The 12,302-nt window shown below is 32.8% G+C and carries 8 protein-coding genes; 1 reads left to right on the forward strand and 7 read right to left on the reverse strand.

All coding sequences use genetic code 11. The annotated features are described in order from the left end of the window. Nucleotides 1-15: 15 nt before the first annotated feature. Nucleotides 16-4,515: a glutamate synthase large subunit gene (gene gltB, locus C4S75_RS00365; RefSeq protein WP_105296335.1), complete on the reverse strand. Its 4,500-nt coding sequence runs from the start codon at nucleotides 4,513-4,515 to the stop codon at nucleotides 16-18. A 333-nt stretch (nucleotides 4,516-4,848) separates the two neighbouring features. On the opposite strand from gltB, the gene tssD reads away from it, so the two are divergent. After that, the gene (tssD, locus tag C4S75_RS00370) at nucleotides 4,849-5,235 is read left to right on the forward strand and encodes a type VI secretion system tube protein TssD (RefSeq protein WP_105296336.1); all 387 of its coding nucleotides are present in this window, start codon (nucleotides 4,849-4,851) and stop codon (nucleotides 5,233-5,235) included. Nucleotides 5,236-5,481: 246 nt separating this feature from the next. Here tssD and recA read toward each other — a convergent pair whose 3' ends face one another. From recA to C4S75_RS00400, 6 genes are all read right to left on the reverse strand, one after another. Beyond that, entirely contained in the window at nucleotides 5,482-6,504 is a 1,023-nt protein-coding gene (gene recA / locus C4S75_RS00375; protein ID WP_105296337.1) for a recombinase RecA, read from the reverse strand. Nucleotides 6,505-6,605: 101 nt separating this feature from the next. Further along, nucleotides 6,606-7,064: a thioredoxin-dependent thiol peroxidase gene (gene bcp, locus C4S75_RS00380; RefSeq protein ID WP_105296338.1), complete on the reverse strand. Its 459-nt coding sequence runs from the start codon at nucleotides 7,062-7,064 to the stop codon at nucleotides 6,606-6,608. A gap of 213 nt (nucleotides 7,065-7,277) precedes the next feature. Continuing rightward, entirely contained in the window at nucleotides 7,278-8,201 is a 924-nt protein-coding gene (locus C4S75_RS00385; RefSeq protein WP_105296339.1) for a GYDIA family GHMP kinase, read from the reverse strand. A 20-nt stretch (nucleotides 8,202-8,221) separates the two neighbouring features. Next, on the reverse strand, nucleotides 8,222-8,632 hold the full coding sequence (locus C4S75_RS00390) for a thioesterase family protein (protein WP_105296340.1): 411 nt from the start codon (nucleotides 8,630-8,632) through the stop codon (nucleotides 8,222-8,224). An 89-nt stretch (nucleotides 8,633-8,721) separates the two neighbouring features. Further along, nucleotides 8,722-10,677, reverse strand: a complete 1,956-nt coding sequence (locus C4S75_RS00395) for a putative porin (protein ID WP_105296341.1) — start codon at nucleotides 10,675-10,677, stop codon at nucleotides 8,722-8,724. A gap of 208 nt (nucleotides 10,678-10,885) precedes the next feature. Further along, entirely contained in the window at nucleotides 10,886-12,301 is a 1,416-nt protein-coding gene (locus C4S75_RS00400; protein WP_105296342.1) for a RagB/SusD family nutrient uptake outer membrane protein, read from the reverse strand. Between the last annotated feature and the right edge of the window lies 1 nt (nucleotide 12,302).

A 12,302-nucleotide genomic window follows, 5' to 3' on the forward strand; every position in this document is an offset into this window, starting at 1 on the left:
ATACCTTATAATATCTTAATAATCGTATTCTAGTTTTGAAATTTTCTCATTTATTGCGCGAATTTTTTCTTCTTGCAAAACTCTTTTATATTCTATTGGAGTAACTTTAATAAAAGAATTTACTTCGTTTATCCAATTATCCAATAACCTTTTAGCTAATGGGCTTGAAGTGTGTTTGTAATGATTGCTAATAAGATCATTTAATTCACGTATATCGCTAATGTCTTCAATTAAGGAAAGTTCAACCATTTCCATATTGCAATAGTAATCGAAATCGCCATCCGGATTGTATACATATGCTATACCTCCACTCATACCGGCAGCAAAATTTCTTCCTGTTTTACCCAGCACTACCGTTCTTCCGCCGGTCATATATTCACAACAATGATCTCCTGCTCCTTCAACTACCGCAAGGGCTCCACTGTTTCTTACACAAAAACGCTCTCCTACTTGACCGTTAATATATACTTCGCCTGAGGTCGCACCATATAAAAGTGTATTTCCCGCTATAATGTTGTTTTCAGGCATAAAGTTAGATGAATCGGGAGGCAACAAAACAATTTTACCTCCTGATAATCCTTTTCCCAAATAGTCATTTGCATCCCCTTTTAATGTAAAAGTGATTCCTTTGGATAAAAAAGCTGCGAAACTTTGACCTGCCGATCCTTTAAATGTGCAATGAATGGTATTATCCGGTAATCCGTCGTTACCGTTTTTTTTTGCCACTTCTCCTGACAGCATCGCTCCCACAGCTCTATCCGTATTTTGAATCGTACGTTTCAATGATACGGGCATGGATTGGTCTATGGCATTGCGACAAGTGTTTATTAATTCTCTATCTAAAACTTTATCTATTTTATGATCTTGAAGTTTATTGTGTTTTAAAGAATTCTTATTTTTTTCGGGATAATATAATATTCTGCTTAAATCTAATTTTTCAAATCTTGGATTTTGAAGAGAGGATTTGGACTTTAACAGATCTGTTCTTCCGACAATATCGTCTAATTTGGTAAATCCCAGTGAGGCTAAATGTTCTCGTACTTCCTCTGCTAAGAAGGTAAAGAAATTTATAAGATAATCACTTTTGCCGCTAAATTTTCCCCTTAATTGCTCATTTTGAGTTGCTACTCCTACCGGACAAGTATTTAAATGACATTTTCTCATCATAACGCAGCCCAAAATAATCAATGCACTGGTTGCAAAACCAAATTCTTCGGCTCCCAGCATTGCGGCTATGACAATATCCCTTCCTGTTTTTAATTGACCGTCTGTTTGAAGGCGGATGTTACCTCTAAGATTATTTAACACCAATGTTTGTTGGGTTTCAGCTAATCCAATTTCCAGTGGTAATCCGGCATGTTTAATTGAACTTAACGGACTGGCACCCGTTCCTCCGTCGCACCCGCTGATTAAAATTAAATCTGCCTTTGCTTTTGCCACTCCGGCAGCTATAGTTCCTACACCACTTTCTGATACCAATTTTACGCTAATTATAGCTTTCGGATTTACATTTTTTAAATCATAGATTAATTGTGCCAAATCTTCAATAGAATATATATCGTGATGAGGAGGCGGTGAAATCAATGAGATACCGGGTATGGAATGTCTTGTTTTGGCTATAATCGTGTCAACTTTAAATCCGGGCAATTGTCCTCCTTCGCCCGGCTTCGCTCCTTGAGCTACTTTAATTTGAATTTCATCTGCATTCACTAAATATTCCGTTGTAACTCCAAATCTTCCTGAAGCTACTTGTTTGATCGCTGATCTCGCATTAGTTGAAAAACGTTCTTTTAGTTCTCCTCCTTCTCCTGTGTTACTTTTTCCCCCGATCGTATTCATAGCAACCGCTATGGCTTCATGTGCTTCTTTACTGATTGATCCGAACGACATAGCTCCTGTAACAAAACGTTTCATAATTTCTGAAGCAGGCTCGACTAAATCTATATCAATGGGTTGGGAAGTGTAATCGATAAAATCTCTTATAAATATTTTATCCTCTTTGTTGTCAACTTCTTGTGTAAATTCTTTAAATTTATTGTAATCTCCGGTTCGTGTGGCAATTTGAAGTTTTGCTATGGTTTCCGGATTCCAAGCATGAGCCTCTCTTCCTTTTCTCCATGCATACATTCCTAAATTGTCGTATATGGTTGAATCATGTACCCCTTCGAATGCTTCTTTAAACGATTGGATGGTATCGTATGCTATGTCTTCTAAATCTATACCTTCTATTTTTGAAATGGTGTGACCAAAATAATCGGATAATACTTTTGAACTTATTCCGATCGCCTCAAATACTTGAGCTCCTATATAACTTTTAAGGGTAGATATTCCCATTTTTGAAAGAACTTTCAATAATCCTTTATGTATGGATTTCATGTAATTTCTTTCTGCTGTTGAAAATACCATTTGTATTTCTCCTTTTTCAACCAAATCATTCAACATGGCAAATGACAGGTATGGATTTACCGCATTGGCTCCGTATCCAAATAATAAGGCAAAATGCATAACCTCTCTCGGTTCTGCTGACTCTACCACCAAATCAATTTGCATACGTTTTCTCTTTTTGATCAAATAATGATGGACAGAAGAAACTGCTAATAATGAGGGAATGGCTATATGGTCAAGGTCAGCTTTTCTATCACTTAAAATAATATAATTGCTTCCTTTGTCCACTGCTTCTTCCGCCGTTTTACAAAGTTCTTCAATACCTTTTTTCAACCCGTAAGCATAATCATCCGGTTGATACGTAAAGGTTATAGGAATCACTGTCGATTTAAATCCTTTATAATCTAAATTTTCGAGAAGATCCAATTCTTTATTGGTAATAATGGGATAGGCCAGTCCGACCATTTTACAGTGTTCGGGCATAGGCTCTAATATATTTTTATGAAGAGAACCTATGTATCCCGCTAAGGACATAACTAATTCTTCTCTTATGGGATCAATGGGTGGATTGGTTACCTGCGCAAAATGTTGCCTGAAATAGGAAAATAAACGATTGGGTTCTTTGGATAATATGGCCAAAGGGGTATCGTTTCCCATAGAGCCCACCGGTTCTTTTCCGTCTTTTGCCATCGGAATTAAGAGTTTCTCTATATCTTCACGATAATAGCCGTATGCTGATAACATGACATCCAAATTCGGAACTTCATATTTCACGCTTCTTCCCGAAGATATATCATCTAAAGAAATCCTGTTTTTATCTAACCATTGTTTATACGGATAAGCATTTGCCAATTCTTCTTTTAATTCTTTATCATACTGAACAGTACCGTTTACAGTATCGATTAATACCATTTTTCCCGGTTTTAATCTTCCTTTTTCCCTGATTTCTGAAGGATCAAAGGTAACTACTCCTGTTTCTGAAGCTACTACCATCATATCATGATGGGTAATGAGATATCGTGCGGGACGTAATCCGTTTCTATCTAACAATCCCCCGGCATATCGCCCGTCACTGAATAAAATGGTCGCCGGTCCGTCCCACGGTTCCATAAGAATGCTGTGGTATTCATAGAAGGCTTTCAGTTCGGATGAGATCGGGTTTTTATCATTCCATGATTCCGGAACCATCATGGCCAATGCATGAGGCAATGACTTGCCCGACATTACTAAAAATTCTAATACATTATCAAAAGATGAACTGTCGCTCATTCCCTGCTGCACAATCGGCCATATATCTTCTATATTTCCTATTTTTTCTGATTTTAAAACGCTTTCACGTGCTTCCATCCATAACCTGTTTCCTTTGATGGTGTTGATTTCTCCGTTATGCCCGACTAAACGAAAAGGCTGAGCTAAGTCCCAAGTTGGAAAAGTATTGGTACTGAATCTTGAATGAACCAAAGCAATGGCGCTGGTAAAATTAGGATGTAATAAATCAGGAAAATAATGTCTTAGTTGTAAAGATGTCAACATTCCTTTATATACAATGGTTTTAGTAGACAAACTTACTATGTAGCACCCGCGCTTATTTTTTATATCTGATTCTAATAGTGCTTTTTCAAATTTTTTTCTAAGTAAATACAGTTTTAATTCTAATACTTCTTGTGAATATTCTTCTCCTTTTATGAATATCTGCTTTATAATCGGCTCATTTGCCATTGATATTTCTCCAAGTATATCACTATTAACAGGTACATCCCTCAAGGCTAAAAAACTTAATCCTTCTTTTTTGATTAATTCGGACAGTAATTCAAATGCCTTTTTTTCTTCTTCTTTTTCTTTAGGAAAAAATAACAACCCGCTCCCATATCTGCCCTTTTCCGGAACTGCTATTCCTTGAAGAAGAACAAATTCATGAGGTATTTGCACCATAATTCCGGCTCCATCTCCGGTTTTATTATCGGCGCTTTCAGCTCCTCTGTGGGTCATATTTTCTAAAACTTGAAGTCCGTTTTCAACAATTGAATGGGATCTGACACCTTTGGTGTGGACTATCATTCCTACTCCACACGCGTCATGTTCAAATTCCGGATCATATAATCCTTTTTTACAGTATTCACTTTTCCACATAATTTTTACTCAGAATTTTTAAAGTTATAAAAGTAATAATTATAAATATAAATTATTGCATAAATTGCATTATAATTTGCAATTAATAAATTATAAACATAAATTATCTAGTATTTTATACCTTAAAACGCATGGGAAGCTTCGATATTATCAATTGATTTTTGAAAAATTAATATCTATCGATGTTTTTTACTGAAAATAAGATATATTAATATTTTTATATTTTACAATTAATTTAACATTAATTTAAAAATAAGACAACTTTCATGTATTATATTTGCGTTATAAATTTAATTAACACAATTTCATTAAGATAATCGTAAAATAATCACTATGTCATTTAAAGCGAAATTAGAAGTAGAAGGGAAATCATATAATGTTTTGAATATTAATTACTCTTTAGCTCAGGAAACAGATCCTACCGGTCGCCCGTCTTCCCAAACCAGAGGGGGAAGGATTGAAGTTTCAATTGAATCTACCGGTGAAACTGACATTTTTGAGTGGATGACAAATAGTTTTGAAAGAAAAGATGGTAAAATAGTATTCATTAAAAGAGACAACAATTCTACTTTAAAAGAATTATATTTTTTTGATGGATATGTTGTAAAATATAAAGAAAATTTTGATTCTTACGGTAAATCTCCTCTTACGGAAACTTTTACTATTTCTGCTAAGAGTATTAAAATGGGAACCGGAGAGCATATTAATGAATGGATTTAAGATTAAAAATCTTTTAATCGTAATTAATAACTGAATTATCGGTTTAATTTAAATTTACACGTATTGTATGGTATTTTTATTTAATTAAGAAATTCTATTATCCATTTTGGTAAGATTTGTAAAGTGGTTTCGGATATTAAGTTTCTAATTTTTAAAAATATTTATTTCTTATAAAAAAAAAACGATGAATTTCTTGAAATTCATCGTTTTTTTTATGAGTGTTATAATTAATAACTATTTTACATATTATTGTTCCGCCAATTTTTCTTTAATGCGGATTTCAATTTCCTCTAATAGTTCCGGATTATCTTTTAATAATTGCTTAACAGAATCTCTTCCTTGTCCAAGTTTCGTATCTTGATAACTGAACCAGGATCCGGATTTTCCGACAATTCCCATTTCAACTCCTAAATCCAGAACTTCTCCTACTTTGGAAATTCCTTCACCATACATAATATCAAATTCTGTTTGACGGAACGGTGGAGCTACTTTATTCTTAACTACTTTTACTTTTACTCTGCTTCCTATTGCATTATCACCATCTTTAATCGGTGAGCCTGATTTACGTATATCAATTCGTACTGAAGCATAGAATTTTAATGCATTTCCTCCGGTAGTTGTTTCCGGGTTTCCAAACATTACTCCTATTTTTTCTCTAAGCTGATTTATAAATATTACGGTACATTTAGTTTTACTAATGGTAGCGGTTAGTTTTCTAAGAGCCTGAGACATTAGTCGTGCATGAAGTCCCATCTTAGAATCTCCCATTTCTCCTTCTATTTCTGCTCGAGGAGTTAATGCTGCTACTGAATCGATAACTACAATGTCAATCGCACCTGATCGAATCAGATTATCGGCGATTTCCAATGCTTGTTCTCCATCGTCCGGCTGAGAAATAATCAGATCGTCTAAATTGATGCCCAGACGTTGAGCATAAGTCGGATCAAATGCGTGTTCTGCATCAATGAATGCTGCTATTCCTCCTTTTTTCTGAGCTTCTGCTATTGCGTGTAACGTAAGTGTTGTTTTACCCGATGATTCAGGACCAAATATTTCAATAATTCTTCCTCGTGGATAGCCTCCGACCCCTAAAGCCAAATCCAAACCGAAAGATCCGGTAGGAATGGTGTCTACTTCTTCAACAGGCTTATCTCCCATTCGCATGACTGATCCTTTACCATAGGTCTTGTCTAATTTGTCTAAAATTAGATTCAACGCCTTCTTCTTTGCTTCTGAATTGTTTGCGTCTTTGCTTTCTTTTTCTGCCATTATTTGTTTTACTTTATATATATATATTTAATTTTTCAATTGTTTTTAAATCCTTTAAAATATTCGTTGTTTACGAATATCTAAGTTAACTAAAGTTTATCTTACAGATTCATAGTATTAAGGATTTGTTCTGCATGATTCTTTGTTTTTACTTTGGTAATAATATTTTTAATTATTCCATTTTCATCAACTATATAGGTATATCGTAAGATGCCTTCGTATTCTTTTCCCAAAAATTTTTTCTTACCCCATGCTCCAAATGATTCTATTATTTTTTTATCAACGTCTGCTATAAGCGGAAAAGGAAATGAATATTTATCATGAAATGATTTTTGTTTATCTACTGAATCTTTACTTATTCCTATGATTTGATATCCTTCTTTTTGAAGCGCTGCATAATTATCTCTAAGATTACATCCTTCAGCTGAACAACCCGGAGTATTTGCTTTGGGATAAAAATATATGATAAGTTTTTTTCCTTTAAAATCTGAATATTTAATTATTTTTCCTTCTTGGTCAAGTCCTTCAAAATCAGGAATCTTATCCCCTATTTTTAACATTGTTTTGGGTTTAAACTTTTGGTTATGTAAAGATATTCATAAAAAATATAAGTATCAATTTTTTCAAAACTCTAAATTACATATCCTTACCAACCATCAATCTAAGCAATTATATATCAAACCATTAAACAACCAAATAATTCTCAGCTATAAATTTTCCATTTCTTTCCATGGAGTGTAACTAAATTTCATGAAATACTGAAATTTTAAACGCTATAGTATAAGATCCTTATAATTTTTGATTACTTCATATCCTTTGTTTTTAAAATAGGTTTCCGAACATTTTAATTTTTCAGCCATAATAAAATCTCCTCCCCAAGCTCCCAGACTCTTAACAAATCCCGGATAATCATTGAATAAAACTTTTTTTACTGTATCTATATTGATAAACTCTGAAATCAATTGTTCATGTTCTGAAATAAGAATCCTAAATTGATTAAAGGTAATTTTTGGGTCAATAATTTCTTGGGTTATATTTGAAATGGCAGCTATGAGATTTTCCGATTTCGTTTTTTGTTTATAATGTTGTATTCCTTCTCTTGAATTTTGTTTTTGATTCAAATAAATAAATAAAAGATTTTCCGTTATTGCCGAAGATATTTCTACCTTTTCAATTTTCTTTACTTCATTTTCTTTTAGTTGATAGGTAATAGGCGTATGGGCTTCGGCACAGGCTATATCATAACCGCTTCCTCCAAAAGTTTTTTCTAATAATTTATAGGGATTTACTTTTGTCCATTGTGCTATATTATTGATTAAGGTTGAGCTGGTTCCCAAGCCCCAATTTTCGGGAAAGTCCAACCGAGTTATACATTCGTATCCAACTTTATTTTCAAATTTTGTGCTTCCTAATTTTTGTACTTCTTGGAAAATATGGAGTAATTGTTTTGAAAAATTTAAATTCGTCGTTTCATCGATTTTATTGCTGTTGATATCTAAAACGGTTTTAAACCATAATTTATCATCACTTTTATAGGCAGTCCATACCAATTTATTAGAAAATTCTTGAGTTTGGTGTATTTGAAGAGATTGTCCTAATCGAGTAGGTACGGCTAAACTTACGGCACCATCCAGTACCGTATATTCTCCGGTTAAAAGTAATTTACCGTTACTTTTAAATTTTTGTAAAATACTCAAATTATGAGAGTTTATTCTGTTTATTTTTGAAGGTATTTAGCAAATGATTCATCTAATAGTGCCGGCATACTTACACGTCCATTGACTACACTTACTACTTCTGCTTTTGCTTCAGAACATACTTTGTTGTCGGACTTGCGTATAATTTTTTGATTAAATATATAACGGATTCCTTCTTTTTCCAATGAATCTATGGTACATAAAAATTTTTCTCCTCCTTTTAGAGAACTCATGTAGCGTACATGAATGCTTATTAACACTAAATCGATTCCTTTTTGGTGCAAATCGTAGAAATCAAGCCCATTATGCTCTAGAAATTCATGACGGCCTACTTCATAATAGTGTTGATAATTTGCATTGTTTACGATGCCTTGTGCATCACATTCATAATCTCGTACTTTTAAATCGATTTCAAAAAGAGGAGTATTCATAATTTAATTTTTTATACGTAATAGTAAACTCTAATTTATGAAAAATTTCGCTTATAAAAAAGGGATTGTAAGATTTTTATTCATGGTTTTTAGGTGAATATATACCAGAGTATTCCTATATTTAAACGAAAATCTGTATATGGATTGAGTGGTGAACTGTAGAATTTGTAACCACTAAAACTGGAGTTGAAATGTTGTCCTTCTAGTATAATCAACATCCTTTTGACTTTAAAATGCAGAAATAAATCTAATACGGGATATTCTCCGATATTATAATTTTCTGTTTTTGATTGCAATCTAAACTCATTGGTTACCGGTAAAAAGAGTCTGGATTGGAATTTATTAAAGTAATAAGCATTTAATCCTAATTGGAATTCTGCATTATTTTTAAATGCTTTTGATTGGTAATAAATAGTTGCTCTACCAATGAAATCCGGCAAGGGTAAGAGTTGTTTATTACTGGTAACATTTTGATATGCTAAATTAGTTTCCAAATGGAATTTTTTATATTGAAAACTGTTTTTCAAACCTACTTGTACTATATCAACCGAAGAACCGGCTTGTTTAGGAAGATAATCACTATCTAAATAGGTATAATTTTTTATATTATAAAATTGTGTAAAAACTCTTGTATTATAGGGTTTTATATGTAGTTCTCCTCCCGCTTGAACTGTTCTTTCTTTTTTCGGATCATCCATAAAATAATTCATGGATTTATAAAAACTTTGATTATACAGCAAGTTTAATGACGGTATCTGGGATTTAACTCCTACATTAGCTTCTAAATAATAATCTTTTAAAGGACTGACTATTAAATGATTGTCTAAGTAATACGAATTTTTAAATTCATCTCCCGTCATTGCCTCTCCTTGTGATTTTAAAACAATTTCTTTCTTCCAGTTAAATGCAAGTTTTCCGGCTATTCCCACTCGATTGTCTTTAAGATTTTTAGGAAAGGAAATACTTGGATCTACTATTCGGTCAAAATTAAATTCTAAATGTTCATATTTAAGTCCTGTTTCCAAATGTAATTTATCGCTCCAATCAAAAACTGCCATGGATTGATTGGTAATCTTTCTAAGTTTTTTGGTGTTGTAATGACTTTTCAAATTGTCTACATCAAAAATACCTTGTTTATCTGAAAAATAGGAATTTAGATTTTTAAATTCTTCATAGGTGAAATGGGAAGATTCTGCCGAAAAAATATTTTTTATAGATAATGGATAGGTGTTATGTCCCGAATTAAGTATTCCTAATTGTTGACCGACATAAAATCTTCTTCTTCCATATTTTGATTGCGCCCCTGTAAGGTTTACTTCCATTCGGTCCCGATCTTTAAATCGGCTGTCTCCATCCTCGAAATTTTTTGGAAATTGAATTCCTCCGTTTTCTTCATCGTCTACATTAGCTGTTATATAGTGAGTCCACAAATTATATTTTTGATTTTTGGTATGATAAGCAAGAGTGAATAAAAGTGAATTATTGGAAGCTAATTGTTCTAAATATTTTCCTTCTGAACGTAATCCTCTGTATTGTATGGAATAATTTAGCCTTGAATTGATATTATGTGTAAATAAACTTGATAATGAATGGCCTTGTTTATATCCATTATTATATTGGAATTCGGTCATCGGGGTCTGAACATCAAAATATCTTACTTCATCTGCTTCTATTAAGTTAAAAGATTTTCCCGTAGGAATTAAATCTATTCCCGAGTTAATTTTAGTTGAAAATAATAAAGGATTAAAAGTATGTCCAATATTGGAAAACGGCATGGCGCCAAAACTATCTTTGTGATTGTACATTTTATTGCTATAGTATTTATCTATAGTTAAAACCGTATCAAAGATTTTTTTCGTATGATCTTCCGTCCAATATTTATAGGATTGTATGGTTGGGTTATAAATTTTAATTGAATCAGAAGAGGTAGTCTTACTGTTTGTAACAGGCATTTCGTTTGTTTTCCCTTCTGAAACCTGAGCAAAAGAAAATATTGAAACTATGCTTGAAAATAAACAGATAAAATATATTCTAATTCTACTCATGTACGTAAACAATATGCAAATATAAAAATAAAAAAACGGCAAAAAAACCGACTGTTTACTCTATATGTTATATTATTCTTAATATCTGTTAAAATAATGCCGAATATCATTATTTACGTTCTGTATTTAAAATTATTTTAGTGTTTAATAAAAAGCTATTTATAAAAAAACCACCTTAAATAAGGTGGTTTTTTGTGTATATAATCTATTAATACCCTTTATTTTGTTGATCTTTGTTCATTCCTGCATTATTATCAATTTCGGATTGCGGTATCGGAAAAGCTAATCTGAAGTCTCCAACAGGGAAAGTAATATCTTGTTCTCCTGTTAAGTCTATTCTTGTTAAGGTTTTATTCCATCTTAACAAATCCCAAACCCTGAATCCTTCTCCTACTAATTCTTTTCTTCTCTCTTCTTTTACATCATCCAAGGTTATTGTTGTTAATGGAGTAATTCCTCTTTGAGCTCTAATTCCGTTTACTAATTCTAAGGCTTCAGCAGTAGAACCTCCTCCTCCCATTAATATGGCTTCTGCCTGATTTAAGGCTATTTCTTCATACCTTACTAACTTTTGATTGGATTCTCCTGTTAGTACCGGATATTTACCTTCTATGTAGGTTGCATTTTTGGAAGAATTTTGACGCAACATTCCGGTTTTGTCTTTACTATCTTTTTTGATTTTAGCTCTGATATCTTCAGGGTCGTATGCTGCAACTAAACTTGGATTTAATCGGGTATTGGCATATCCTTCTGATGAAAAAATATAACCTACACTTGAAGTACCAATTGCCCCTGCAACGCCATAAGCTAATTCAAATATTGAGTTAAGTCCTTCTATTCTCCAACTGGTTACATATAAACCTTTATCGATAGGTGCATATTGAGCGGTAACTTCACTAGCATATTTATAAACATTGTTATACTCTTCTTTGTATAAATAGTATCTCGACATTAATCCGGCTATCGCTCCTTTAGTTAATTTTTGTTTAACATCAATGTTATATACTGATTTTTCATAGGCTTGTTGAAAATCAGATTCGATTTGAGCATAGCATTCATCTAAGGTTGCTCTTGATACAGCGAATGTTGCGGGATTGGTTGTATTTTCTAGAATTAAGGGAACACCTAAATTTTTGTCTTGTGTATATTTTTGTCCAAACAATTTTATGAGATCGAAATATGCCCAAGCTCGGATTGCATAGGCTTGTGATTTTATTTCGTCAATTTTTTCTTCCGGAGTTCCATCTGTTATAGTTGCGTTTATGACGATATTTGCATTGGATATTACTCGATAGATTCTTTTCCATGTATCACTTGCATAACTGTCGGTTGCATTCATGGTAAATTGAGAAACTGTCTGATATCTTCCGGAAGAGCCTGTTGAGAACATTTCATCACTTCCTCTAACTTCTCCGAAAACTACATAATTACATCCGTAATAATATTGGGATCTCATTAAGGCATAAGTTCCGTTCATAAATGTTTCAAGCTGCCCCAAAGTATTAATGGGCGTTTCATCTATTACATCGGTTTGTTGCAATTGTGGGTCTGTAAAATCATCTGAGCATGATACGGTTGAAATTAATGATGATAAAACAGTTGCTAATAATATTATCTTTTTCATG

This window comes from Apibacter sp. wkB309 (assembly GCF_002964915.1).
In the GTDB taxonomy this organism is placed as follows: Bacteria; Bacteroidota; Bacteroidia; order Flavobacteriales; family Weeksellaceae; genus Apibacter.